25 protein-coding genes are annotated in these 23909 nt (G+C 64.4%); 11 read left to right on the top strand and 14 right to left on the bottom strand.

Annotated elements, in window-relative coordinates; all coding sequences use genetic code 11:
* Positions 1 to 176 precede the first annotated feature (176 nt).
* Positions 177 to 983, top strand: a complete 807-nt coding sequence (locus RI103_RS19860; protein ID WP_310817065.1) for an aminoglycoside phosphotransferase family protein — start codon at positions 177 to 179, stop codon at positions 981 to 983.
* Between the two features lie 49 nt (positions 984 to 1032).
* Here the strand turns inward: RI103_RS19860 and RI103_RS19855 are convergent, their stop codons facing one another.
* Both RI103_RS19855 and RI103_RS19850 read right to left on the bottom strand, forming a co-directional pair.
* Entirely contained in the window at positions 1033 to 1365 is a 333-nt protein-coding gene (locus tag RI103_RS19855) for a hypothetical protein (RefSeq protein ID WP_310817063.1), read from the bottom strand.
* 230 nt (positions 1366 to 1595) lie between these two features.
* Positions 1596 to 3119 (bottom strand): PLP-dependent aminotransferase family protein, encoded by a 1524-nt coding sequence (locus RI103_RS19850; RefSeq protein ID WP_310817061.1) that lies wholly within the window; start codon positions 3117 to 3119, stop codon positions 1596 to 1598.
* 165 nt (positions 3120 to 3284) lie between these two features.
* On the opposite strand from RI103_RS19850, the gene RI103_RS19845 reads away from it, so the two are divergent.
* Positions 3285 to 4025: a GNAT family protein gene (locus RI103_RS19845; RefSeq protein WP_310817060.1), complete on the top strand. Its 741-nt coding sequence runs from the start codon at positions 3285 to 3287 to the stop codon at positions 4023 to 4025.
* A 75-nt stretch (positions 4026 to 4100) separates the two neighbouring features.
* Here the strand turns inward: RI103_RS19845 and RI103_RS19840 are convergent, their stop codons facing one another.
* Positions 4101 to 4634: a GNAT family N-acetyltransferase gene (locus RI103_RS19840; protein ID WP_310817059.1), complete on the bottom strand. Its 534-nt coding sequence runs from the start codon at positions 4632 to 4634 to the stop codon at positions 4101 to 4103.
* Between the two features lie 192 nt (positions 4635 to 4826).
* Here RI103_RS19840 and RI103_RS19835 point away from each other — a divergent pair, with 192 nt between their 5' ends.
* Positions 4827 to 5495, top strand: coding sequence for a VC0807 family protein (locus RI103_RS19835; RefSeq protein ID WP_310817058.1), 669 nt, complete (start codon positions 4827 to 4829; stop codon positions 5493 to 5495).
* Positions 5496 to 5504: 9 nt separating this feature from the next.
* Here RI103_RS19835 and RI103_RS19830 read toward each other — a convergent pair whose 3' ends face one another.
* Complete coding sequence (locus tag RI103_RS19830; RefSeq protein ID WP_310817057.1) at positions 5505 to 6371, bottom strand: LysR family transcriptional regulator; 867 nt, start codon at positions 6369 to 6371, stop codon at positions 5505 to 5507.
* Between the two features lie 122 nt (positions 6372 to 6493).
* Here RI103_RS19830 and RI103_RS19825 point away from each other — a divergent pair, with 122 nt between their 5' ends.
* From RI103_RS19825 to RI103_RS19800, 6 genes are all read left to right on the top strand, one after another.
* Entirely contained in the window at positions 6494 to 7438 is a 945-nt protein-coding gene (locus RI103_RS19825; RefSeq protein ID WP_310817056.1) for an AEC family transporter, read from the top strand.
* 145 nt (positions 7439 to 7583) lie between these two features.
* The gene (locus tag RI103_RS19820; protein ID WP_310817055.1) at positions 7584 to 8414 is read left to right on the top strand and encodes a helix-turn-helix transcriptional regulator; all 831 of its coding nucleotides are present in this window, start codon (positions 7584 to 7586) and stop codon (positions 8412 to 8414) included.
* A gap of 149 nt (positions 8415 to 8563) precedes the next feature.
* Positions 8564 to 9529 carry a zinc-binding alcohol dehydrogenase family protein gene (locus RI103_RS19815; protein ID WP_310817054.1) on the top strand — a complete coding sequence of 322 codons (966 nt, stop codon included), beginning with the start codon at positions 8564 to 8566 and terminating at the stop codon, positions 9527 to 9529.
* 55 nt (positions 9530 to 9584) lie between these two features.
* Positions 9585 to 9761 carry a DUF1427 family protein gene (locus RI103_RS19810; protein ID WP_310817052.1) on the top strand — a complete coding sequence of 59 codons (177 nt, stop codon included), beginning with the start codon at positions 9585 to 9587 and terminating at the stop codon, positions 9759 to 9761.
* 182 nt (positions 9762 to 9943) lie between these two features.
* Positions 9944 to 10522 carry a DUF4337 domain-containing protein gene (locus RI103_RS19805; RefSeq protein WP_310817050.1) on the top strand — a complete coding sequence of 193 codons (579 nt, stop codon included), beginning with the start codon at positions 9944 to 9946 and terminating at the stop codon, positions 10520 to 10522.
* 57 nt (positions 10523 to 10579) lie between these two features.
* Positions 10580 to 11197, top strand: coding sequence for a LysE family translocator (locus RI103_RS19800; RefSeq protein WP_310817049.1), 618 nt, complete (start codon positions 10580 to 10582; stop codon positions 11195 to 11197).
* A 26-nt stretch (positions 11198 to 11223) separates the two neighbouring features.
* Here the strand turns inward: RI103_RS19800 and RI103_RS19795 are convergent, their stop codons facing one another.
* From RI103_RS19795 to RI103_RS19765, 7 genes are all read right to left on the bottom strand, one after another.
* Positions 11224 to 12498 (bottom strand): RNA polymerase sigma factor, encoded by a 1275-nt coding sequence (locus RI103_RS19795; RefSeq protein WP_310817048.1) that lies wholly within the window; start codon positions 12496 to 12498, stop codon positions 11224 to 11226.
* Positions 12499 to 12502: 4 nt separating this feature from the next.
* Complete coding sequence (locus RI103_RS19790; protein WP_310817047.1) at positions 12503 to 12910, bottom strand: VOC family protein; 408 nt, start codon at positions 12908 to 12910, stop codon at positions 12503 to 12505.
* Positions 12911 to 12921: 11 nt separating this feature from the next.
* The gene (locus RI103_RS19785) at positions 12922 to 13353 is read right to left on the bottom strand and encodes a YciI family protein (protein WP_310817045.1); all 432 of its coding nucleotides are present in this window, start codon (positions 13351 to 13353) and stop codon (positions 12922 to 12924) included.
* Between the two features lie 149 nt (positions 13354 to 13502).
* On the bottom strand, positions 13503 to 13856 hold the full coding sequence (locus tag RI103_RS19780; RefSeq protein ID WP_310817043.1) for a YciI family protein: 354 nt from the start codon (positions 13854 to 13856) through the stop codon (positions 13503 to 13505).
* Between the two features lie 389 nt (positions 13857 to 14245).
* A complete protein-coding gene (locus RI103_RS19775) occupies positions 14246 to 14719 on the bottom strand; it encodes a hypothetical protein (protein WP_310817041.1) in 474 nt (157 codons plus the stop codon).
* A 1033-nt stretch (positions 14720 to 15752) separates the two neighbouring features.
* A complete protein-coding gene (locus RI103_RS19770; RefSeq protein ID WP_095421882.1) occupies positions 15753 to 16025 on the bottom strand; it encodes a DUF1488 domain-containing protein in 273 nt (90 codons plus the stop codon).
* Positions 16026 to 16159: 134 nt separating this feature from the next.
* Positions 16160 to 16474, bottom strand: coding sequence for a hypothetical protein (locus RI103_RS19765; RefSeq protein ID WP_310817039.1), 315 nt, complete (start codon positions 16472 to 16474; stop codon positions 16160 to 16162).
* 321 nt (positions 16475 to 16795) lie between these two features.
* On the opposite strand from RI103_RS19765, the gene RI103_RS19760 reads away from it, so the two are divergent.
* Positions 16796 to 17143: a GNAT family N-acetyltransferase gene (locus RI103_RS19760; RefSeq protein ID WP_310817037.1), complete on the top strand. Its 348-nt coding sequence runs from the start codon at positions 16796 to 16798 to the stop codon at positions 17141 to 17143.
* A 35-nt stretch (positions 17144 to 17178) separates the two neighbouring features.
* The gene (locus tag RI103_RS19755; RefSeq protein ID WP_310817036.1) at positions 17179 to 17529 is read left to right on the top strand and encodes a DOPA 4,5-dioxygenase family protein; all 351 of its coding nucleotides are present in this window, start codon (positions 17179 to 17181) and stop codon (positions 17527 to 17529) included.
* A gap of 52 nt (positions 17530 to 17581) precedes the next feature.
* Here the strand turns inward: RI103_RS19755 and RI103_RS19750 are convergent, their stop codons facing one another.
* The 3 genes from RI103_RS19750 to RI103_RS19740 form a co-directional block, all read right to left on the bottom strand.
* Positions 17582 to 17893 (bottom strand): high-potential iron-sulfur protein, encoded by a 312-nt coding sequence (locus RI103_RS19750; RefSeq protein ID WP_310817034.1) that lies wholly within the window; start codon positions 17891 to 17893, stop codon positions 17582 to 17584.
* A 55-nt stretch (positions 17894 to 17948) separates the two neighbouring features.
* Positions 17949 to 18638 carry a nitroreductase gene (locus tag RI103_RS19745; protein ID WP_310817033.1) on the bottom strand — a complete coding sequence of 230 codons (690 nt, stop codon included), beginning with the start codon at positions 18636 to 18638 and terminating at the stop codon, positions 17949 to 17951.
* Between the two features lie 105 nt (positions 18639 to 18743).
* Positions 18744 to 23687 carry a response regulator gene (locus RI103_RS19740; protein WP_310817032.1) on the bottom strand — a complete coding sequence of 1648 codons (4944 nt, stop codon included), beginning with the start codon at positions 23685 to 23687 and terminating at the stop codon, positions 18744 to 18746.
* Positions 23688 to 23909: the final 222 nt, after the last annotated feature.

Raw genomic sequence — 23909 nt, 5'->3', positions numbered from 1 at the left:
CGCGTCAAATGAATGAGAGCGATTGTAGCGTCGGGGCTCGATGCGCGCTGCGCGCGCCATTTCGGGTCGATCCAGGCGAAAATACCAAACCGTCGAACTCGTTGGAGGAACCGTGCGCATGGTCTGCCTGCATACTGCTGACAGCAACATCGCCGCGTTCGCGAACTGAAGCTCGAATGTTCACCGAGTACATCGTCAAATGGGATCTGCGGCAGGACGGCGAGCCGATTCGCACACACAGCAGCCGGCTCCTGCCGGTACGCCGCCACGGCATTCCCGCAATGCTGAAAGTCGCGCAGGAGCCCGAAGAGAAATTCGGCGCGCGGTTGATGGTGTGGTGGGACGGCGAAGGCGCGGCCCGCGTGCTTGCGCACGATGCCGACGCCCTGCTGCTCGAGCGCGCGCAAAACAGTCACGCGCTGGCGGACCTGGCATGCAGCGGCAACAGCGACGCCGATGACCGCGCCACCGACATTCTCTGCGCCACCGCCGCGCGGCTGCACGCGCCGCGAAACAAAGCACTGCCGGAATTGATTGGTTTGCCACGCTGGTTCGCGAGCCTTTGGCCCGCCGCGCAAAAATACGGCGACTGGTTAGAGGACAGCGCCACCGTCGCGCAAGCCTTACTCGCCGCGCCGCAAGATGCAGTCGTGTTACACGGCGACATCCATCACGGCAACGTGCTCGAATTCGGCCCGCGCGGCTGGCTGGCCATCGACCCGAAAGGCCTCTACGGCGAACGCGGATTCGACTACGCGAACATTTTTTGCAATCCGGACGAGGAGTCGGCGTTGCGGCCGGGATGGTTCGAGCGTCGCGTCGAACGGGTCGCAAGGAATGCCGGACTTGACCAGCGCCGTTTGCTGCAATGGATACTGGCGTGGTCGGGTTTGTCCGCAGCGTGGATTCTCGAAACGGGCGAGACGCCCGACATCGATACGGAAATCGGCAAGCAGGCTGCCGAAGCGCTGAAGCGCAAGTAAGGTCAGGCAAATCAGGGCGGCAACTCGCGAGCCGCCGCCCAAGCGTGAATCAGTGCGGCGCTTTACCGTTGGGCACGGCGTCTAGCGGTTTGTGCTGTTCCTCGCCGAGTCCCGGGAAGAACGCGTTCCACGCGGCGCGCACACCTTGGGCCGCGGTGGCCTCGGCCTCGATCGATTCGGCCTCGCCTTCTCCGGCTGCCGACGGGTCGGCGGACAAGCCGCGCCAGTGCGTAAATACGAGCAACGGTTTCTCGGTCCATACGCCGTCGCCAAACTTCGCAAAAGCCGTGTCCCCGCTCGTCAACTGCACTTCGTACCAGCCTTCACGGACGGGCGTGTGGGCCGCAAGCTCAAACCACGGGGTCGGTTCGATTTCCTTCATGTCGTCTCCGGTCGGATAAATCGTCATAGATAACCACAACAAAGGCATTCCTCACGCCCGGGCCGACAGCGACCCGGCAAACGCGCCTGCAGCACCGCGCATCACGCGATGTTGCAGTGCGCCGCATGCGGCATGAGCTGCGGGCGATCCGTCGATGTCGCACACCTCGAAATCGCCGCGCATAAGCGACACGATAGCGCGACATGGGGCGCGCGGACAAACGCAAAAAGCTACGCGCGAATTTTCGTGACCGACGCCGTGCCGGGCCGGCGCTTCGGCTTGCCGTCCAGTTCTGCCGCCAGCCCGGCCAGCACGCGGATTGCGGGAGCTAGTCGCTCGGCCGGTGTGCTGCCGTAGCCGATCACCAGCCCATTCGTCCCGGCGCGCGGCTGCAACGCGAAACCGGACAGCGCGCGCGGATTGAGCCCTTCGGCGAGCGCGCGTTCGGCCAGGATCCGGTCGTCGATGCGCGGCGGCAAGCGCAGCGTCAGGTGCATGCCGCAATTGCCGCCCAGAATCTGCGACGCCGCGAAATACGCGGTGAGCGCGTCGCGCAACGCCTGCTGGCGCTCACGATACAGACGCCGCATGCGCCCCAGATGCCGCCCAAACTCTCCGCTCTCGATGAAATGCGCGAGCGCCAGTTGCTCCAGCCGATGCCCGCCGCGCAGCATCTCCTGCACAGCGACGGCGGTGTGCGCGGCGATCGGGCGCGGCAGCACCACGAAACCGATGCGCAACGCAGGAAACATCGTCTTGCTGAACGAGCCGACGTACAACACCGGCGCGTCCTCGACCAACCCTTGCATGCTGGCGATCGGTTCGCCGGTATGGCGGAATTCGCCATCGTAATCGTCCTCGATCAGCCACGCGCCGCTGCGCCGCGCTTGAGCAATCAGTTCCAGACGACGTGCCACGGACAGCACCGACCCGGTCGGATACTGGTGCGCGGGCGACGTATAGATCAGCTTTGGCGGATGCTGGGACCACGCGTCGGCCGGCACTGCCATGCCTTCGGCGTCGACGGGTATCGGCAGCGTGGTCAGGTCGCCGAGATTAAACGCGGCCTTCGCGCCGCGATAACCGGGATCCTCGACCCACGCGACCTCGCCCGGATTGGTGAAAAGGCGCACGCACAGGTTCAGCGCCTCCTGAGCGCCCTCGGTGATCACCACCTGCGAGCCTTCGCAGCGCACGCCGCGCGCCATGCGCAAGTGCGCGGCGATGGCGTCGCGCAGCGCCGGCTCGCCGGCCGGCGTACCGTAGCCGAGCGCGAGTGGCAACGCGCGCTCCATCGAGCGTTCGAGCGCGCGCCGCCACGCGGTCACCGGGAAACGGTCGAGCGCGGGCGTGCCGGGCGTCAGAGGCAAGGTGTTGTCGGCATGGGTGCGGGTGGCCGCGAACTGCCCGACGCGCGACGCGTAGGCCACATCCGGCGCGGCAGGTTGCGCGCGCGGCTCGCCCCGCGCGGATGGGCTGGAAAGCGGGCTCACGCGCGTGCCCTTCTTGTCGGCGACCACGTAACCGACCGCGGCCAGATGCTCGTACGCGATCACCACCGTGTTCCGCGACACGCCCATTTCCGTCGCGAGCAGGCGCGACGACGGCAGGAGCGATCCCGCCGGCAAACGGCCCGCGAGAATCGCCTGTTGCAAACGCTCGATCAATTGTTTTTGCAGCGGCTCGGGGTTTGCGCCGCCGCCGGCGGTCGCCGATGCGGCCGGCCTGCCGAGCGGGCCAATGATCTCGATCATCGCGGCTGGACCTATCAATTGACGTTAATCTGGATCTTTTTAACATACCACGTTTGCCGTATCGTTCTTCATCATCGACGATCATTCGCAGCCGAGAGCAACCATCTTGCATGGGACCATGGGCAACGCGCTGAAGCGCCAACTCTGGTCCACAGGAGAAGAGATATGGAATCCAGACGTAACGCATTCGACCAGCCGATCGGCGCCCCCGTGCCGGATTGGAACGGCGCTCAGGCGCCCGGCCGCGAGCCGCTGGTGGGCCGCTATTGCCGGATCGAACCGGTGGACGTGAAACGTCATGCCGAGGATCTGTACGAGGCGTACAGCTCGGCCGCCGATGGCCGCGACTGGACCTATCTGAGCGTCGGTCCATTCGAGAGCCTCGCCGCCTATCGCGAGCATCTGACACGGACCGCCGCGTCCGCCGATCCGCTCCACTACGCGGTGATCGATCTGGCGACCGGCAAGGCGGTCGGCACGCTGGCGCTGATGCGGATCGACCGCGCGAACGGCGTGATCGAAGTCGGCCACGTCACGTATTCGCCGCTGCTCAAACGCACGCGGATCGCCACCGAGGCGATGTTTCTGCTGATGACGCAGGTGTTCGACAAACTGGGCTACCGGCGCTTCGAATGGAAGTGCGATTCGTTGAACGGTCCATCGCGCACGGCGGCGTTGCGCTACGGCTTCACGTTCGAGGGAATCTTCCGGCAGGCGATCGTATATCGCGAGCGCAATCGGGACACCGCATGGTTTTCGATCATCGACAGCGAATGGCCTGCGCTGCGTCCAAGCTATGCGCGTTGGCTCGATGCCGGCAACTTCGATGCGCAAGGGCAGCAGGTCGAACGGCTGGTGGATCTGATCGCACAGCAGCGGGCGGCGGCGAGCAACGATACAAAATGAGGGGATTGTCGAGCGATCCGTCGCACGCGGCCCGCTCGACGCAACCGGCAACGACGCCGCGCGCCGCGCGCCGGCTCAGACCGCGTGTGCCTGCCGACGCAGCACGATGGTCGGCTTGCCTTTGTACGTGGTGCGAAGTTGCTCACGATAGCCGCACTTATGCGCGACGCGCAGCGACGGCAGATTCTCCGGTGCGACGATGCAGGCCGTTTCGCCGCCGGGCCAATGCTGGTCGGCCCATTCCACAGCGGCGCGCACGGCTTCGGTTGCGTAGCCCCGGCCATGCACGGCCGGGTCCAGGGCCCAACCGACTTCAGGCACCATCAATGACGGCTCGATCTCGCGATGATAGTCGGCAAAGCCGACTTCGCCGAGAAAGCGGCCGCTCTCCTTTTCCCGCACGACCCAATAGCCGTAGCCCAGCATCGCCCAATGTCCGGCGTAACGCAGCAGACGCGCCCAGACTTCCTCGCGCGTGAAGGGCTTGCCGCCTATATAGCGGATCACCTCGGGATCGGACCACATCGCGTAGCTCTCGAGGAAATCGTCGCGCGTGTGCGGACGCAGGGTGAGGCGGTGGGTGGTGAGGAGCGTGGGAGCAATGGACATTGCGTAGAAGCGGATAGTTGATGGAGTGGCCCGGCAAGCAGTGCGCTCGATCATCGCAGATTTTTTCCGCGCCAGGGGCGTGGCCAGAATCCTGTGTCACGCGCGCTCCAGGCTATGGCACGTGAAGAGACTTCGCCATACACTCCCCGGGTACATCCGCGCAACGTCGCCACGCTTACCACCGCTCCGTCGATGAAACCTCGCCTGCGCTACCTCACCGCGCTGATCGTGAACGTAGCCTTGCCCTGGCTCGCCTATCGGCTCGCGTTCCCGCACTGGGGCCAGCTCGGCGCGCTGGCCGCATCGGCGCTGCCGCTGATTGCGTGGATGAGCTGGGACCTGCTGCGCTATCGCCATTTCGACGCGCTCAGCGCGCTCGTGCTGGTCGGCATCGTGCTGTCGCTGCTGGCATTCAGCGTCGGCTTCGGCCGCAGCACCCGGATGCGAGAAATCGAAGACCCCATGGTGTCCGGCATAATCGGCGCGTCCTTCCTGGTGTCGCTCGCGCTGCCAAAGCCGCTGGTGTTTTATCTCGCGCGCTCGACCATGTCGCGCGAAGACCATCGCAGCGTCGAGAGATTCGAAAAGCATTGGCGCGAGCGGCCCACGCTCGCCGCGTACATCCGCTTGATGACGCTCGTGTGGGGCATCGGCATGACGGGCGAGAACATTCTGCGCAGCCTGATCGGGTGGCAATGGCCCGACGATCCGCACTCGGCCATCGCCTCCACCGTGCTGAGGTACGGCGTCTATGCCGGCCTGACAGCCTGGACCTTCTGGTGCCGCCGGCTCATCAAGCGCGATGCGCTGCGCTATCCGGACGACACCGTCGAGCAGACAAGCCACCTTGCCAGTTCCTGAGCGCTGCACTCATGCCAGTTCCAGAAAGCGCGCCAGACACGGATTGCGATTCGCCGGCGACCACGCCAACACCTGTTCGATCAACGGCGCATCGACCAGCGGCCGGAACACCACGCCCGCGAGCTGCGCGCGGCGCATAGAGGCCGGCACCAGCGCCACGCCCACCCCTTCGTCGACGAGACTCAGCACCGTCTGTTGCAACTGCACTTCGAAGCGGATGTCGGGTTCGAAACCGCCCGAGCGGCAATGCTCGAGAATGGTCGCGCGCAAAGTGGGCGCCACTTCCTCGGACGCAAGCACGAACGGCTCGCCGGCCAGTTGCGCGATCTTCAGGCGCCGCGCGCGGGCTCGCGGATGGCTACGCGACAGCGCGACGCACAAGGGCTCGCTGAGAATCGTGCGCGTGGCAAGCCCCTTGTCCGGCACGTTCGGGAACATGATGGCCGCGTCGATCTGGCCGGCGAGCACCTGCGCGGCGAGATCGTTCGAGACGACCTCGCGCAAGTTCAACGCCACCTCGGGATACGCGGCGCCAAAAGCGCGCGCATAGCCGGGTACGACGTTGTACGCGGCACACATCGTGAAGCCGATGGCGAGCTTGCCGGCGTCGCCATGCGCGGCGGCTTGCGCGTTGCTGACCGCTTGCTCGACCGAGGCGAGAATCGCCTTCGCATCCACGTAAAAGCGCTCGCTTGCGGCGGTCAAGGTGACGCTGCGCGGGCTGCGCTCGACCAACATCACGCCGACGCTTGCCTCGAGCGCCGCCAATTGCCGGCTCAACGGCGGCTGCGACAGGTTCAGACGCGCCGCCGCCCGGCCGAAATGGCGCGTCTCGGCAAGCGTCACGAAGTAGCGCAGCGGCTTGATATCGATCACGACACCCTCACGGGAAATGACAATGCAAAAAAGGTATTGTCGGACGCAAGAAACAGTATTGGATTGTATCGTCGTTAGCCACTACGCTTGCGGTTCGCCATGCCCCCCACATTCTTGCGCCGATGTTAGCCACCCTCGAAATCCTGCTCCCCGTCTTCGGCCTGATTTTCGCGGGTTTCGCCTGCCGCCGGCGCAACGTGCTGGGGCCGAACTCGGCGTCGGAACTGAACCGCTTCGTGGTCTGGCTGGCGCTGCCGGCGTTGCTGTTCGACATCATGGCGCACGCCACCTGGCAGCAGCTCTATCAGCCGGCCTTCGTCGCCACCTTTTCGATTGCGTGCGTCAGCGTGTTCGTCCTGATTCTGGCGCTGCGGTTGATTAGCGGCCGGCATCTCGCCGATGCGAGCGTCGATGCGATTGCAGCCTCGTATCCGAACACCGGCTACATCGGATTCCCGCTGGGCATGATCGCGTTCGGCTCAGCCAGCCTGACGCCGACCACGATCGCCACGATCCTCGTCGCCTGCGTGCTGTTCGCGGTTGCGATCGTGCTGATCGAAGTGGGTCTGCAGACCGAGCGCACGCCGCATAAGCTGGGTTTGAAAGTGCTGCGCTCGCTGGCGCGCAATCCGCTGATCGTATCGCCGATCGTGGGCGTGCTGTTTGCGAGCCTCCATGTCGCCTTGCCGGCCAGCGCGGAGACGTTTCTGAAGCTGCTGGGTGGCGCGGCGAGTCCGTGCGCGCTGGTGAGCCTCGGCCTGTTCCTCGCTGAGAAACGCCCGTCCGACGCCGGCACACGAGGCGTCTCCTGGTTGCTGACCGGCGTCAAGCTGCTGGTGCAGCCGGCGTTGACGTGGTGGCTCGCGGCGCGCGTGTTCGGGCTCCCGCCCACGCTGGTCGAAATGGCGGTCGTCCTCGCCGCGCTGCCCACCGGCACCGGCCCGTTCATGCTCGCCGAATTCTACGAACGTGAAGCGCAGATCACCTCGCGAACGATCTTGCTGTCGACCGTGGGCTCCGTCGTGACGCTCTCCTTGCTGCTGCTGTTGATGGGCCATCGAACCTAACCGTACCTCAGCGCACGCAAGCGCATCTGAACGCGCCGACCGGCGCACGACATGCGCAGGCCCGCGCCTCGCGCTATGCTTCGCAAACGGACCGACACGGTCCGCGATCTTCCTGCGCAATGCGCGATGCCTGAACCAAGCCGCCGTGCCGAAAGCCCGCCCACCCGACCTCCACGACGACGCCGATGCCCGTTCGCTCGCGCGGCACTATCCGCGCGGGTTGCGCATCGATCCGCACTCGCATACGTGGGCGCAGGTGCTATACGCGGTATCGGGCGTGATGTGGGTCGAGGTCGGCCGCGAAGCGCTGGTCGTGCCGCCGCAACGCGCCGTCTGGCTGCCGGCCGGCACGCTGCACTCCATCCACATGATGAGCGAGGTGGAGATGCGCAATCTCTATCTCCACGAGCGCAATGTCAGCCACCTGAGCCGGCGCAGCGACGTGTTCGAGGTGAACGGCCTGTTGCGCGAACTGATCACGTCGATCGCGGAGCACGAAAACGGCGACTCCCGCGATCAAACCTATCTCGACGCCGCGTACCGTCTCGCCATGCTGGAGCTCGGACACGCGCCGCGCTCCTCGCTGCGCATCGCGCTGCCCGATGCGTCGGACCGGCGGCTCGAAGCGTTGTGCCGGGCGGTGATCGACAACCCGTCGATTGCGATCAGCTTCGAGCAGCATGCGGCGTCGGTCGGTGCGAGCGTACGGACGCTGGCGCGCCTCTTCACGCGCGAACTGGGCGTCGGCTTTGCCGAATGGCGCCGCCAGGTGCAACTGGCGGTCGCCGTCTCCTGGCTCGCGGAAGGACGCCCGGTGAGCAGCGTCGCGCGCTCGCTCGGTTTTCAGCCGAGCAGCTTCAGCGACATGTTCCGGCGCGAACTGGGCGCGCCGCCGACCGGCTTCGATCCGAGCGGCACCTTGAGCGAGGCGGCTTCGGTCGTGTCGCCTGAAGCGGCGAAGAGCCGCCAGGGTTGATTAGCTCCGCAGCGCCACGGGAGCACAGGTCGCCAGGCGCCTTGTCCGAATTTCGAAAGTCTTTGTCTCAACGCCTTCATGCCGGTCACCTAGACTAACGTTCAATCTCCTGCGCAACGCAGCCTGGAATCCCATTGGAGCGACATACGATGAAAGCCATCCAGTTCAAATCTTTTGGCAGCCCCGAGATGCTCGAATACACCGATCTGCCGACTCCGCAAGCCGATGCGGACAATGTCGTCGTACAGATCAAGGCGGCCTCGGTGAATCCGAGCGACGTCAAGAACGTCTCCGGGCATTTCGAACACACGGTCTTGCCGCGCACGCCGGGGCGCGACTTCAGCGGCGTGGTGGTGGACGGACCGCAAGCCTGGCTCGGCGCCGAAGTGTGGGGCACCGGCGGCGACATCGGCTTCACGCGCGACGGCACGCATGCCGAGTTCATCAAGGTGCCGCTCGCGGCACTGTCGCGCAAACCGAAAACGCTGAGCCACGCCGAAGCCTCCGCGATCGGCGTGAACTTCGTGGTCGCCTGGCTCGGCACTGTCGAGTACGCGCAGCTGCAAGCGGGCGAAACCATCGCCGTGATCGGCGCCGGTGGCGGCGTGGGCGGCGCGGTGGTGCAGATCGCCAAGGCGCGCGGCGCCCGTGTGATTAGCGTGGACCGTCACCCGCTCGACGCGAATACGCCAGCGGGACGGCTGATCGACGAGTTCGTGCCGTTCGATGAAAACAGCACCGACCGCTTGAGGGCGCTGACCGACGGCGCGGGTGCGGACGTGGTGTACGACACGGTCGGCGGCGTGGCGTTCGAGACGGCATTGAGCCTCGTCAAACGCCGTGGCCGCGTGCTGGAAATCAGCGGCACGGGCAAGCGCCGCGTCGAATTCGATCTGGTCGACTTCTATCACAACGAGACGCAATTGCTCGGTGTGGATAGTGCGAAGCTCGGCGTCGCGGAATCGGCACCGTTGATGACGGCGCTGGTCGAGGGATTCGAAACCGGCAAGCTGACCGGACCGGCGATCGCGCAGACATTCCCGCTCGAACGCGCTCGCGAAGCTTACGAGGCCGTGGCCGCCGGCACACGCGGCCGGGTCGTCATCACGATGTAATCGCCATCGCGACTGGCGGGCGTGACAGCCCGCCTCTCATCTGGGTACAAGAATCATGAAAGCGTATTTGATCTCGCTGGCCGCCGGCGTGGTGGTCGGCCTCCTCTATAGCGTGATGGACGTGAAATCGCCCGCGCCGCCGACCATCGCGCTAGTCGGACTGCTCGGCATGCTGGGCGGCGAACATGTGATTCCGCTGGTGCGGACCTGGCTGGCGTCTGGCATTCATTGACATGCGTCCTTCCGCCGCGCCTTGCTCGCGTCAAGTTCAGCGCAGTCGTCGAAAAAACGTCGATACGTCCGCATCTCCAAGGGGCACCTTTTCCGTCACCGTGCGTCACACGCTAAGATTGAGCCCGACGGGCGCGTGCGTCGCCCGGACATGACAAGAAAAGCTTTGCCTCGGAGAATCAGATGCCTGAAGAATATGAAGTGCATGGTCCGCACGACCATGCGGTAGAACACGCCGGTCATCACGACGCGGATCCGTTTGCGAGCCGCATGGCCGTGATCACGGCGATCCTCGCGACGATCGGTGCGCTGTGCGCGTACCAGAGCGGCAACAGCGAAAATCTCGCGCTCTACTACAAGAACGAAGCCGCTATCAAAAAGACCGAAGCGTCGAACCAGTGGAACTACTACCAGGCGAAGGGCGAGAAGGAAAACCTCGCCGAACTCGGCGCGGCGCTGTCCAACGGCAACACCGACGCGCATGCGAAATTCCTCGCCGACGTCGACAAGTACAAGCAGCAGAAAGAGCCGATCCGCGCGAAGGCCGAAGCGATCGAAAAGGAAGTCGTCGATAACGATGCACGCAGCGAAACATTGCTGCACGGCCATCATCGCTGGGCGCAGGCCACCACGCTGATTCAGGTGGCGATCGCGCTGTGCGCGATCACGTTGCTGACCCGCAAGAAATGGCTGCGCAATCTCTCGTTCGCGGTGGCGGGCGCGGGCGTGATCACCGGCGCGTTGGCGTTTTTCGCGGCTTGATGGGCGAAGCGCCGTGCCGCCATAGTGGCCGCGCGGCGCGAATGAAGGGAGTGCAGCGTGATTGACGGGTCCGCGGTTCTAGGCGTTTTCTCTGTGTATGTGGCCGGCGTGGTGATACCCGGCCCGAACTTCGTCGCGGTCGCGCACAAGGCCGCATCGGCGACGCGCGTCGAAGCACTCGCGATGGTCGGCGGCATCGTGCTGGTCAATCTGTTCTGGGCAAGCTGCGCGATTCTCGGCGTCGGCATCGTGTTCGCGGCTTTTCCGTGGCTCGCGTTGGCGGTGAAGCTGGCCGGCGCCGGCTACCTGATCTGGTTCGGCGGACGTCTGATCGTCAACGCGTCGGCGGGCAAACCGACCGCTGGCGTGCATGCCAGGGCAGGCGGTTTCCGGCAAGCGTTCGCGCAAGGCTTCGCCACCAACATCGCGAATCCGAAGTCGATGGCGTTCTTCGCCGCCGTGTTTTCTTCCGCCGCGCCGGCGCATGTCAGCGTCGGCACATTTGCCGCGATGCTCGGCATGGTGTGCGTGGTCGCGAGCAGCTGGTATGGGTTCGTCGCGCTCACCTTGTCGCATGAGCGGATTGCGACCGCGTACCGGCGCTGCAAGAGGTGGATCGACCGCGTATGCGGCGGGCTGATCGTCGCATTGGGCGTGCGTCAGTTGATCCGGTAGCGTTTGCCACGCTAAAGACTCAGCGCTCAATGCGCGACGCCATGCGCGCGTTCTAGCAACAATTCCCGCTCGCGTGCATTGCGCGTCATGCCGGCGGCACGTTCGAATTCGGCGCGCGCTTCCTCCACGCGTCCGAGCTTCGCCAGCAGATCACCGCGCACACTCGGCAGCCAGTGATAGTTCGCCAGCGCGGCGTCGCTTGCCAGCGCATCGACAATCTCCAGACCGGCCGCCGGACCGAACGCCATGCCGACGGCCACCGCGCGGTTCAACTCGACCACCGGCGACGGTGCCACTTGCGCCAGCGCGTCATACAACGCGACGATCTGCGCCCAATCGGTATCGCTCGCGCGACGAGCACGCGCGTGACAGGCGGCGAGCGCCGCCTGCAACGCATACGGGCCGCTCGCGCCGCCCAGCGCATGCGCGCTGTTGAGCGCGGCCAGCCCGCGACGGATCAGCAACGGATCCCAGCGGCTGCGATCCTGATCGAGCAGCAGCACCGGCCGCCCTCGCGCATCCGTGCGAGCATGCGTGCGCGACGCCTGAATCTCCATCAACGCGACGAGGCCGTGCACTTCACTTTCGTCGGGCACGAGTCCGCTCAGCACGCGGCCGAGCCGCAGCGCTTCCTCGCAGAGCGCCGGACGCATCCAGTCATCGCCGGCCGTGGCCGAATAGCCTTCGTTGAAAATCAGGTAGATGACCTGCAGCACCGAGGCGAGCCGCGGCGCGCGTGCGTCCGCCTGCGGCACCTCGAACGGCACCTTGACGGCCGAGAGCGTGCGCTTGGCCCGCACGATACGCTGCGCGACGGTCGGCTCCGGCACGAGAAACGCGCGCGCGATTTCGTCCGTGGTGAGGCCGCCGAGCAGGCGCAGGGTGAGCGCGACGCGCGCATCGGTCGACAACACCGGGTGGCACGCGGTGAACACCAGCCGCAGCAAGTCATCGCCGATATCGTCGGCGCGGGCGGCATCGAGAGCATCGACGAAATCGGGCACGAGATGAGCCTCCATCGCGTCGAGGTCCTGACCCAGCTCCTGGCGCTTGCGGGCGTGCAGCGCTTCCTGCCGCAAGCGGTCGAGCGCGCGGTTCTTGGCGGTCGCCATCAGCCATGCTCCCGGATTGTCGGGCACGCCGGCGTCAGGCCAATGTTCGAGCGCGGCCACCAGCGCGTCTTGCGCCAGTTCTTCGGCGAGCCCGACGTCGCGCACGATCCGCGCGACGTGGGCAATGACCTTGGCGGACTCGATCCGCCAGACTGCCTCGATGGCACGGTGGGTGGCTGCCGTGGTCACAGCCTCAGCCCGCCGCCTTGGCTTTCGGGTCCATGTAGATGAGCTCCCAGATGTGGCCGTCGATATCCTCAAAGCCATGCCCATACATGAAACCATAATCCTGTGGCGCACGCGGTACGGTGCCGCCGGCGGCAAGCGCTTTGGCGACCAGCCCATCCACTTCAGCCCGGCTTTCGCACGACAGGCCCACCAGCGCTTCCGTGCTCTCCTTCGGATCGCACAGCGGCTTGCGGGTGAACGACTTGAACAGGTCCTTGACCAGCAGCATCGCGTAGATGTTCTCGCCGACGACCAGACAGGCCGCCTGCTCGTTCGTGAATTGCGGTTCGAAGCGCAAACCGATCGCGCTGAAGAAGGCTTTCGATTGTTCGAGATTGTCGACCGCGAGATTGACGTAGATCTGCTTATGCATGACGGAGTCCGTTAGTCGGGTTGTGGGCTGGCCGGCTTGCCGACGTCGAGTTCACGGAACCGGTCCAACTCCGGACCGGGTTCGAAGTCGTCGAGTTCGAACAATTGACGCACTTCGATTTCGCCGTCCGCTTGCTCGCCGAACGGCGCCGGAAAGCGCCGCGCCCATTCCATGGCTTCTTCACGGGAGCGCACCTGGATCAGCGTGTACCCGGCAATCAGTTCCCTGGTTTCCGGAAACGGGCCGTCGACCACCGAGCGCTTGCCGCCGCTGTAGCGAACCCGCCAACCTTTCGCACTCGGTTGCAGGCCGGTCGCGTCGAGCAGCACACCGGCTTTGGCCAGTTCTTCGTGGTACGCGCCCATCGCGGCCATCAGGGACGCTTCCGGCATCTCGCCGGCTTCGCTGGCAGCGGTCGCCTTTACGAGGATCATGAATCGCATCGCCGTTACTCCTTATCGTTGTGAGAGACGGTGCCGCGCCCGCGGGCTGGCTTCTTACTCACACGACGAGCAACGCGCAGCCGGATCGACATGTCTGCCGACCCGTCGGGGAAAACCCCGAGAAAAAATGCTGTCGATGCGCGAATCGGCTAGAGAAAACAAGGTCCGAGCTTGCGGACTTCGACGGTGCACCACGTTGCAGCCGGACAGGCTTGCGCAATGGCCACGGCTTCTTCACGAGTTTCGCAATTGAGGAGGAAGAATCCGCCGACCATTTCCTTGGCTTCGGCGAATGGGCCGTCAAGCAGTTTCGGCTGGCCGTCGCGCACCTGCACGCGCACAGCGTCGCTCGAGGACGTGAGCGATTCCACGGCGACCAGTTTGCCGCGCTCTTTCAGATCGGCAGCGAAGCGGACCATCTGGTCGTAGACTTCGCGGCCCGCAGCATCACCGCGTTCAATGCGTTGATCTGGAGGTTCGACGATGAGCAGCATATAAGACATGGCGTCTCCGATTTGATCGCGCCGCAGACGTGAACGCCCTGAAGGCGTGTGAAAGCAAAGCACGCTTGCGGTGAGTTTGCGAGAGGCAGTCTAACAAGCATGAAAGCCTCCGGCAAACCCGATCCGGTCCTGGCGTGGCGGGCAATTATCCGTCTTACGGAGACTCGTAATATCCGCACGGCGTGGGGATTTTTTTTACCGTGCGACACCACATCGCCGCATTGAAGTATTCCACCGCGCGGCCAAAGACAGCCGTGAAATTGCTGTTCGTTTTATCGCGTTGAGCGCATCGGCTGGCAACTCTAACGTCAACACGGCTGAATAAAGAAACGCCCCACATGGGGCGTTTCACTTGCGTGTATGAAAAAGGAGAAGGCCCTGCGTGCGGTTCAGACCGCGGCTTCCGCAATAGCCTGCACCTGCGCGGACCGCATCAATCCTTCGATCATTCTCGCTTCCGCGCTCGCAATTTCGCTCAGCGATGCCACAGAGAGTTGGCCGTCGAGAATCGCCAGCGCCGTGCACAAACGGGCGTATTCGCTGTCTTCCAGTGCCCACGCGCCTTCGTCGTGTTCGCGCGTGTCGAGCTGAACCATCGCCGCATGTGCGCTTTCAATGTCAGACAGCAGATCTTCGCCGAGCCCAAGGCGCGCAAGTTCTTGCGACACCAGTAAATGCCGGCTCAAGGTCATATGCAGATTCCGCGAGCCGTGGCCGTGCCGGAATGCATCGAGGGCGGTATAGCACTGCAAAAGCATTGCCGAGGTGACCGGCTGATGGGTCGTGCGGCTATAGGTCAGCGCGCGCAACAACGGGGACATGGCCGACTGGTTGTGCTTGCGGACTCGCGATTTACTGGACATATCGGTTCAACCTCCTTCTCTAACTCTCGGCTTCGCCACCGAATTCTCCGCTCTCCGGTGGCAAACGCCGCCGATACACCGGCGGCTTGACAGGCCTTGATGTGAGCCTGTGCAGCCATCATGGCAAGCAACTATTAAGACAGACTTAAACGACTTCAAGTCCAGTTTGTATGAGGCATCTCATGCCATGCGGCCGGCCAGCTGTTCGATGCCGCCAAACGAGCGCAGCGCGCGGTGCAACGCCGGCATATCGGTTCGAACCCGCCAATTACAAGCCGTACCGCATGCCACGACGAAAAAAAACCCTGTTCCCGCGAGGGAACAGGGCTGGACAGGATGGAACAGTCGTACTCGCGCGTGGATGCTTGTCGACCTATACCCACCGGACTAACAGTGCTGTTGCTACTTCAACTACTCTGCTAAAACAGTTGTTACCTGAACTGCCACAACGAATCAAACTTGCTGCTTGTACTGCTACTGCGAAAAACATCTGTTTTGAAACTACTCACTGCATCACAGCCGGGTCCTCGCCTTCAACAACACCTAGCCGTAAAACCCCCTGCAGATTCACGCGCAAATTGCATGGATCGCGCGTCGTTTGCATTGCTTCTACTACCTACTGCTTTACTGCCCTGCCGCGTTCGACAACCGCGGCAAACTGCCATCAACGGTACGGTTCAAAACAACGCGGGGGAAGACCGCGTCGATGGGGCTCGGTGATTTGTCGCTCCATGGAAAACAGTGTACGTCGGCACTTGGGAAGGCAATTGGGCGAAGCGAAGGGATTTGGCGGGCTAGTTTGGCGAATCGGTGTAACAGACCGGCTTCCTCAGACGTGAGCGGCGCACAGCCTGCGTCGCCACAGCGATAGACATGGCTATTTACTGCGCCAATTCGTCGCCGACGACTTCAGCCGCGCGGCAGAGAAGCGCAGATCAGATCGGCAACGACGCGAGCGACGGCACCGGCACCGGCACCGTCGCTCGCTGAGCTTTTGGGCATGTGCGCTTGCAAGACAAGCAGCGCGATCTCATCAACCGCGGGCGGCGAAATCGCTGATCGTCAGCAGCACTTTTTCGCCCGGACGCGCCAGCATTTTTCTTTCCGCCACGGCGGTGATGCGTTTGCGCCCGTCGGCGAATGTCTTCAATACGCGTTCCTCGCCGGCGTCGCGTTGTAACCAGAAATGCTGTTCCAAGGCCTCACGCGTGACGGCGCACTCGAGGTCCCGTCCTCGCGTCGAAAGCTGGAAAATCACCGCGCGTCCGTCTGCCGAGACGCTTGGTTCAAGCTCGATAATCTCCATGGCCCACCTCGCAAAGTTCGTTAAGCCGCTCGCCGTGTTGAACGGACGACACCTAAAAAAACTGAATACGAACGCAAATCCACGCGTCGGGTTCTTTCGACCGATCAATGCACGCTATCGCGCCACGACCAGGCTCACTGTGCGCTCGACCACGGTCGGGTGGCCGAAGCATGCGTCGGCAAATACGCCGGCGCACCCGCCGATCGACGCGCGGGCCCGCTCAACCAACGCGGACGTTTCGCGCAGACCTCGTGCAGCAGTGCGTTCAACCCTTCCGTCATGGCGTGCGTGCCGCGCCGCACGCCTCGCGACGCGGACGAAATCGCGAACCACGAATGCGGCGGCCGAAGCTCGTGGCACGTGCCGCGCGCATCGACAAAGCGCAGACAACCGGTATCGGGATAAAAGATGAGCGTCATCGCGTCACCGTCGACCCCGTGCGTGACCATGTGTGGTTTCGTATTCAGCATTCTCGTTGTTTTGCCAGGTTGGCGTCGTTCCTCGGCGATTCGACCTTCGAACCCGCACGCGACGGAAACGCGCGCACAAGGCAAAAGCAAAGCGCATGCCAACGAGCACGCCAGGCGCCGCGCGAACCGTAGACAGGGCAACGCAAACAGACCACGCAACGCCTCTCGCGCGTCGCAAATGCCGGCCGCGCCTAAAGCGGCGCGTGCGGCGGCGCGTGAATCCGTCGTAGCGCGGACCGTCCGCCGACGGCATCGGCGCGACCGGCGAACAGCAAACTGGAGAGGCACGAACATAACCGCATGGTAAAAAAGCGCTGCTGGCGCGACAATTCACAACCCTTCTTACTAGCTTGCATCGACGGCGCGCCGGCCGGTTCGCTGAAAGCGCATTGCACCGGCGCCGAGTGGGTCGTCGTGCAATTGCAAATCACGCCGGCGTTTCAAGGGCGCGGCATCGGCGAACGCGCGCTGCAGTCGGTGTTGCGCGCCGCGCAAGCCGACGCATTGCCGGTCACCCTCGAGGTGCTCAAAGGCAATCCCGCGAAGCGCCTGGACGAGCGACTCGGCTTCGAGATCGTCGGCGAAGATGAGAGACAGTTTCACATGAGGCGCGCGCCGCGCGCGTCGGCGGAAATTGAAGCAGAATGAATGTCGGATAAAGACTGATACGCAACGGACCTGTTATGACCTTTCGCGATACCTCGGCCATCACGAGCTGGCACGCCCACGTGTATTTCGATGCGGGCAGCCGCGACGCAGCGTGGACGTTCCGCGAGCAGATCGACGCGCACTGGGGCGGCACACTGCAACTGGGCCGCTTTCACGAGCGCCCGGTGGGCCCGCATCCCATGTGGTCGTATCAGCTCGCGTTCACACAAGACCGGTTCGCCGAACTGGTCGGCTGGCTCACGCTGAATCACGGTGCGCTGGATATCTTCCTGCACCCGAATACCGGCGACGCGCTGCGCGATCACCGCGACGCAGCCGTATGGATCGGCCGTTCGCACGAACTGGTGCTGAGCGCGTTGAATTGACCGCCGTGAACGCGGCGCGCGGCGAACCGGATCACGCGCCGCCCCTTGCGGTTCAGATATTCGAATACGAACTGCACCACCCGCGCGCGTCGACCTGCTTGTCGCCGAACAGTGTGCAACCTCCGTATGCGTCGTTGGCTTTACCCTGGAACAGCGAGCAGTTGCCGCAGGTTTGTCCGGCGGCGTAGCCGGGGAATTTCGCCTTGTCGACCCTGGAAGCGTCCGCCTTGTAGCCGACGGCTTGCGCCTTCGGATCGGTTTCGCTGATCGTATTCGCGGTATCGGCGAAGGCGGCACGAGTAAGCACGAGCGCGGAGCCCGCGCTCACGCCCAGCAACAGAAATTGGCGGCGCGATGTTTTCATATGGGTCCAATGGAATGGGGAGACTTGCTTCGACCTCGACCGCGACCGGGCGCCGTCAATCGAGAAATCGCGTGAACCGCTCGACCGGTTCGCGCACTGTGCGCAATGTGTTGACCAAGGCGTTTTCGTCGGCGAAACCGAGCGACATGCCGCACACCAGTTGCTCTTCCGCCGGCAAGCCGAGATGCTCCGCAATCACCCGATGAAACGGTGTAAAGGCGGCCTGCGGACAGGTATCGAGCCCCCGCCCACGCGCGGCCGTCATGATCGCCTGCAGGAACATGCCGTAGTCGAGCCAGCTGCCGCGCTCCATCACCCGGTCGATGGTGAAGAACAAACCCACCGGTGCGCCGAAGAAGCGATAGTTCTGCGCATGCTGCTCGTGCATGCGCGCCTTGTCACCCTTTTCGATGCCGAGCAGGCCGCACAGATCCCAGCCGATTTTGCGGCGCCGATCGATATACGGCGACACCCATTGATGCGGATAGTACGGGTACTCTTCCTGGTACAGCGCGTCGCGTTGCGGGTCGTCGTAAGCGGCCAGCAAGGCCTGCGAGAGACGCGCCAGCGACCCGCCCGTCACCACGTAGACTTTCCATGGCTGCGTGTTGGTGCCCGAAGGCGCGCGGCTGGCCGCTTCAAGAATGGCTTCGATGTCCGCGCGCGGCACGGGCGTGGGCAGAAAGGCGCGAATCGAACGCCGCGTGACGAGCGCGGCGTCGACTTCGTTGACGGGTGGGGTCATCGGCGAATTCCAGTGGAACCAGCGGTTCTGGCGATCTCCGGGAATTCTAGCGCGAGCGCGCACTTTCCCGCTGGCGCGCCGGCAACCGCCGGCGCGCCAGCGGGTTTAGCGCAGCGGCGTTTTCAGCGCATCGATGAGATCGAGCGGATCGTAGGGCTTGCGCAGCAGGATCGCGTGCGGCAAGACCGCGCGCTGTTCCGGCGTCAGCACGAGGTCGTAGCCGGTCAGAAAGATCACGCGCAGATCGGGCCGCTCGCGACACACGTCGAGCGCCAGATCGATGCCCGACTTGCCCGCCAGCCCTACGTCGGTCAGCATCACGCTGATCGCGTGTTCGCTGAGAATCTGCTTGGCGTCATGCTCGCCTTCGGCTTCCAGAATGTCGAAGTCGAACGTGCGCAGCAATTCAGCGGTGCTCACGCGAATCAGCTCGTCGTCTTCCACCAGTAGAATCCGCAGCCGCGTCTGCGTGGCGAAACTATCCGCGCTATCCGGCATAAGGGGTGGATCGATCTCGAGAAGATGCTGCTCGGCCTCGGCGATTTCGGCCGCCTGCGGATTCTGCGCTTGCAGCACGTAGCGGACTTTGCGCGCCAACGCTTCGTGCGTGTACGGCTTGCTGAGCAATTCGATGCCTTCATCGAGCCGCCCCGAATGCACGATCGCATTATCCGTATAGCCCGACGTGAACAGCACCGCGATCGCCGGCAACCGTTCGCGCGCCTTGCGGGCGAGTTCGGTGCTGCGCAGCGGACCCGGCATTACCACATCGGTAAACAGCATGTCGATCGGCACGCCGCTTTCGACGATCGCCAGCGCGCTCTGCGCGTCTTTCGCCTTTAACACGCGGTAGCCGAGATCGGAAAGCATCTCGACCACCGTCGTGCGCACTTCCTCGTCGTCTTCGACCACCAGAATGGTTTCCGTGCCGCCCTTGGCGGGACCGGCGTCGATATTCGTTTCGAGGTCTTCTTCCTGGCGCAGCCGCGGCAGATAGATGCGAATCGTCGTGCCGTGGCCCTCCTCGCTGTAGATCTTCACATGGCCGCCGGACTGCTTGACGAAGCCATACACCATGCTCAAGCCGAGGCCCGTGCCCTGGCCTTCAGGCTTGGTTGTGAAGAACGGCTCGAACACGCGCTCGCGCACTTCCGGCGGCATCCCGGAACCCGTGTCGGTGACCGCCAGCATCACGTACTGGCCCGGCGTGACCTCCGCGTTGCGTTTGGCGTAGACGTCGTCGAGCGCGGCGTTGCCGGCTTCGATGGTGAGCTTGCCGTGGCCGTTCATCGCGTCGCGCGCGTTGATCGCCAGATTCAGCAGCGCGTTCTCGACCTGAAACGGATCGACCAGCGTATTCCACAAGCCGCCCGACACGATGGTTTCGATTTCGACGCCGTCGCCGAGCGCGCGCCTCAGCATGTCGTCGAGCCCTCGCACGAAGCGGCCGAGATTGACGACCTTCGGCGCCAACGGCTGACGCCGCCCGAACGCGAGCAGTTGCGAAGCGAGGTTCGCGCCGCGCGCCACACCGGCCAGCGCATTGCGCACGCGCTGCTCGGGCTTCTCCGAACCGGCGACGTCTTTTGCCAGCAATTGCAGATTGCCGCCGATCACTTGCAGCAGGTTGTTGAAGTCATGCGCGACGCCGCCCGTGAGCTTGCCGATCGCTTCCATCTTCTGCGCCATGCGCAGCGCTTCTTCGGCATGCCGCAGCGCCTCGGTGGTTTCCTTGTCGACGGTGACGTCGCGGCCCACGCCGTGAATGCGCGCCGTGTCGGGATCGAGGGCCAGGGTCCACGCGACCCAGCGCCATGTGCCGTCGATCCGCTTGAAGCGGTTTTCGTAGCGCACCGGCACGCCCGTCCTGCGCAGTTCGGCCAGATGCGCGCGGACAGTCTCCACGTCGTCCGGATGAACCAGATCGACATAGAAACGCGACATCAGCCATTGCACGTTATGACCGAGCGCCGTGCTCCACGATGGACTCACGCGCTGCAAGCGGCCTTCGATATCGGCCACCACCAGCAGATCCTCGCTCAACTCCCACAGACGGTCGCGGTCCGCCACCGTTTCGATCACGCGGCGCTCCAGGGTTTCGTTCAGATCGCGCAATGCGCTTTGCGCTTTGGCGCGCTCGGCGATTTCGGTTTGCGCTGCCTGATACAAACGCGCGTTGTCGATGGCAATCGCCGCCTGCGCGGCGATGCCGACCACGATCCGCTCGGCGCGCTCGGTGAATACGCCGGGCTCCGGGTGGCCGAAGAACAAGCCGCCCACCACTTCGCCGCTGCGCGACTGCACCGGCGCGGCCAGATAGCTGCGCACCTTCAGATGGCCTTCCGGCATGCCGCGATACGGCGCGTTGTGGCCATAGCGGGAATCCTGGGTGATGTCGTCGACGCGGACGATAGCTTCGCCCTGGAACGTGGGCGCGAACACCGCCGTGTTGCGCGGCATAGGGAACCGCTCGAACGCTTCTTTCGGCACGCCGGACAGCGTGTACAGCATGTAGCTGCCGCCCTTTTCGTCGAGCACGTTGTAGAAGAACGAGCCGAACGCGGCGCCGGTCAGTTCGGTGGCCGCGTCGGTCACGATCTGCACTGCCCGGTTCAGATCGAGTTCAGCGGCCACCGTCGAGCCGACGCGATTGAGAATCTCCAGCGTGCGCGATTCCTCGCGCAGCTTCATCTCTGTCTCGCGGCGCAAGCGCGCGAGTTGCAGGTTGCCCGATACGCGGGCCAGCAACTCGCGCGCAGAGAAAGGCTTGGTCAGATAGTCGTCGGCGCCGTGCTCGATGCCGTCGACGCGCGCTTCCTCTCCCGCGCGCGCGGACAGGATCAGCACCGGCGTGTCGTGTAAATGCGGATCGGCGCGCAATGCGCGCAGCAGGCCGAAGCCGTCGAGGCGCGGCATCATCACGTCGGTGACCACCAGATCGGGTGGCTCCGCTCGAGCGGCTTCCAGCGCAGCCTGGCCGTCGGTGGCGAGCCGCACGTCGTGGCCCGCTGCCCGCAGAATGCGGCTCATGTACTCACGCAAATCCGCGTTGTCGTCGACGACCAGCAGCCGCGCGGCAGCGACCGGCGCAGCCTCGGACGAGGCCTCGGCGGCCGGCGTCGTGCCGGCCGGCGCATCGGCGAGAATTTCGTTCTCCGGAGTCCAGCGCAACGCGGCATCGACATAGGTGCGAGCGTGCTTGCTCATCGCGGCATGCACGGTTGCGATCTCGGGCTGGGCCGGCACTGCACCGCGCGGCAGCGAGACGGTAAAGCACGCACCTTCGCCGAGCACACTGTCGACCCGCACCGTGCCGCCGTGCAGCTTCACCAGTTCCTGCACCATCGCGAGCCCGATGCCGCTGCCTTCGACGGAGCGTCCCGGCGCACCCGCCACGCGATGAAACCGCTCGAAGAGGCGCGGCACTTCTTGTTCGGCAATCCCAATACCGCTATCCGTCACGCTGACCTCGACGCCGCCGCCTTCTTCAGCGCGAACCGCGACCCGGATCGTGCCGAAGAACGTGAACTTGTACGCGTTCGACAGCAGATTCATCACGACCTTTTCCCACATCTCGCGGTCGATCTGCACGACCACGGGCGTGGCCGGGATCTCCACTTCGAGGCGCAGGCCGGCCGCCTCGATCGCGGACTGGAACAGCGACGCGAGTTCGGCCGTGAAGGAGGCGATGTCGGTCGGTTCCGTGTGAATCTGGATGCGGCCCGCCTCGATCCGCGAAAAATCCAGCAGCGCGTTGACGAGCTTCAGCAGGCGCAAGCCGTTGCGATGCGTGATCTCGATCAGCGCGCGGTCGTCGATATCGCTGCCCGCCTGCGCGTTGTCGCCGCTCGCGACAGCTTGCGGCTTGGCGAGCAGTTCTTCGAGCGGGCCGAGCATCAACGTCAACGGCGTGCGGAATTCGTGGCTGATGTTGGAGAAGAACGTGGTTTTCGCGCGGTCGATTTCGGCCAGCGCTTCCGCGCGCCGCCGCTCCTCTTCATACGCCTGCGCGTAGCCGATCGCCGCGCCGATCTGGCCGGCGGCCAGGTTCAGAAAGCTGCGATAGGCGTCGTCGAAAAGGCGGCAAGGATTCAGGCCGGCGATCAGGACGACCGTCTGCGTCGACTCGCTGCCCGGCGACACCGGCAGGATGACCGCCTGCTCCGGCGCGAGATGCCACGGTCCCTGCGGCAACGCGGTACCGAAACGCTGCGTCAAGTCGCGCACCATCTGCGGCGCCTGGGTCTTGAGCACGTCGGCGACCGGCCAGTGAGAATCGTCCACGCGCAGCGTGTGCGGCGCCGCCGGATGGCCCGGCTCGATGCCGCTCGCGCCGACCAGGGTGACCGTGTCGCTGCCCGGTTCGCCCGCGTACAACAAGGCGAAGGGCAGGTCTTGCGGATTCGACTGCAATGCACGCGCGCTGAGTTCGCACGCCTCGCGCCAGTCGCGGCCGTCCGGACTGACCGCCGCCAGTTCCTTGAGCAGCGCCAGTTGCCGTTCGCCGACCACCTGCATGGTGTCGTCGCTGTTGGCGCAGATGATGCCGCCGGGTTCGCCGTCCTCGCCGGGGATCGGGCTATACGAGAAGGTGTAATACGTCTCCTCGGGAAAGCCGTTGCGCTCCATGATGAGCAGCTTCTGTTCGACGAAGATGCCCTCGGAGCCCGCCAGCGCGGTATCCAGAAGCGGCTCGATGTCAGGCCAGATTTCCCGCCACACGACGTGGGTCGGTTGACCGAGCGCGACCGGATGCTTGCCGCCGATGATCGATTTGTACGGGTCGTTGTAAAAATAGATCAGCTCGTCGCCCCAGCCGATCCAGATCGGCTGACGCGACGTGAGCATGATGCGGATCGCGATCTTCAGACCTGGTGGCCAGCTGTCGGGCGCGCCGAGCGCCGTCTGCGTCCAGTCGAAGGCGCGGATCAGCGCGCCCAGCTCGCCGCCGCCGGCAAGAAAGGACGGGGCGGCGGAGCCGCCACGTGGTGCGTCCGACATGAAGCGGTCCGGCTGTTTCAACGCGATCTCCTCGACGCGGCGGGTCATATTCGTGCGGACCGCTCTTGCAAAAGCGGTGCCCGATACGACGGATGGCTAACGATCACACGCAATTGATGTAGCGCGATTCTCGCATGTAGCGGTATGCAGGAGGAAGGTGGGGGCGACGTCCGAACCCCCAAGCCGCAGGCTTTTCGCGGCGCGGGGCTGAGCGCTATGTAGAGAATCGGGCGGCCTCGACGGGACGCCGCGAAATGAAGCCGAAATGCA

Origin of the sequence: Paraburkholderia sp. FT54 (genome assembly GCF_031585635.1) — a bacterium.
GTDB lineage: Bacteria > Pseudomonadota > Gammaproteobacteria > Burkholderiales > Burkholderiaceae > Paraburkholderia.
This window is presented reverse-complemented; position numbering and strand designations above follow the sequence as displayed.

Bases quoted from the DNA above. Each gene is read 5' to 3' on its own strand.
- RI103_RS19860 (WP_310817065.1), top strand. From the start codon at position 177: ATGTTCACCGAGTACATCGTCAAATGGGATCTGCGGCAGGACGGCGAG.
- RI103_RS19855 (WP_310817063.1), bottom strand. From the start codon at position 1,365: ATGAAGGAAATCGAACCGACCCCGTGGTTTGAGCTTGCGGCCCACACG.
- RI103_RS19850 (WP_310817061.1), bottom strand. From the start codon at position 3,119: ATGATCGAGATCATTGGCCCGCTCGGCAGGCCGGCCGCATCGGCGACC.
- RI103_RS19845 (WP_310817060.1), top strand. From the start codon at position 3,285: ATGGAATCCAGACGTAACGCATTCGACCAGCCGATCGGCGCCCCCGTG.
- RI103_RS19840 (WP_310817059.1), bottom strand. From the start codon at position 4,634: ATGTCCATTGCTCCCACGCTCCTCACCACCCACCGCCTCACCCTGCGT.
- RI103_RS19835 (WP_310817058.1), top strand. From the start codon at position 4,827: ATGAAACCTCGCCTGCGCTACCTCACCGCGCTGATCGTGAACGTAGCC.
- RI103_RS19825 (WP_310817056.1), top strand. From the start codon at position 6,494: ATGTTAGCCACCCTCGAAATCCTGCTCCCCGTCTTCGGCCTGATTTTC.
- RI103_RS19815 (WP_310817054.1), top strand. From the start codon at position 8,564: ATGAAAGCCATCCAGTTCAAATCTTTTGGCAGCCCCGAGATGCTCGAA.
- RI103_RS19810 (WP_310817052.1), top strand. From the start codon at position 9,585: ATGAAAGCGTATTTGATCTCGCTGGCCGCCGGCGTGGTGGTCGGCCTC.
- RI103_RS19805 (WP_310817050.1), top strand. From the start codon at position 9,944: ATGCCTGAAGAATATGAAGTGCATGGTCCGCACGACCATGCGGTAGAA.
- RI103_RS19790 (WP_310817047.1), bottom strand. From the start codon at position 12,910: ATGCATAAGCAGATCTACGTCAATCTCGCGGTCGACAATCTCGAACAA.
- RI103_RS19785 (WP_310817045.1), bottom strand. From the start codon at position 13,353: ATGCGATTCATGATCCTCGTAAAGGCGACCGCTGCCAGCGAAGCCGGC.
- RI103_RS19780 (WP_310817043.1), bottom strand. From the start codon at position 13,856: ATGTCTTATATGCTGCTCATCGTCGAACCTCCAGATCAACGCATTGAA.
- RI103_RS19775 (WP_310817041.1), bottom strand. From the start codon at position 14,719: ATGTCCAGTAAATCGCGAGTCCGCAAGCACAACCAGTCGGCCATGTCC.
- RI103_RS19770 (WP_095421882.1), bottom strand. From the start codon at position 16,025: ATGGAGATTATCGAGCTTGAACCAAGCGTCTCGGCAGACGGACGCGCG.
- RI103_RS19765 (WP_310817039.1), bottom strand. From the start codon at position 16,474: ATGGTCACGCACGGGGTCGACGGTGACGCGATGACGCTCATCTTTTAT.
- RI103_RS19760 (WP_310817037.1), top strand. From the start codon at position 16,796: ATGGTAAAAAAGCGCTGCTGGCGCGACAATTCACAACCCTTCTTACTA.
- RI103_RS19755 (WP_310817036.1), top strand. From the start codon at position 17,179: ATGACCTTTCGCGATACCTCGGCCATCACGAGCTGGCACGCCCACGTG.
- RI103_RS19750 (WP_310817034.1), bottom strand. From the start codon at position 17,893: ATGAAAACATCGCGCCGCCAATTTCTGTTGCTGGGCGTGAGCGCGGGC.
- RI103_RS19745 (WP_310817033.1), bottom strand. From the start codon at position 18,638: ATGACCCCACCCGTCAACGAAGTCGACGCCGCGCTCGTCACGCGGCGT.
- RI103_RS19740 (WP_310817032.1), bottom strand. From the start codon at position 23,687: ATGACCCGCCGCGTCGAGGAGATCGCGTTGAAACAGCCGGACCGCTTC.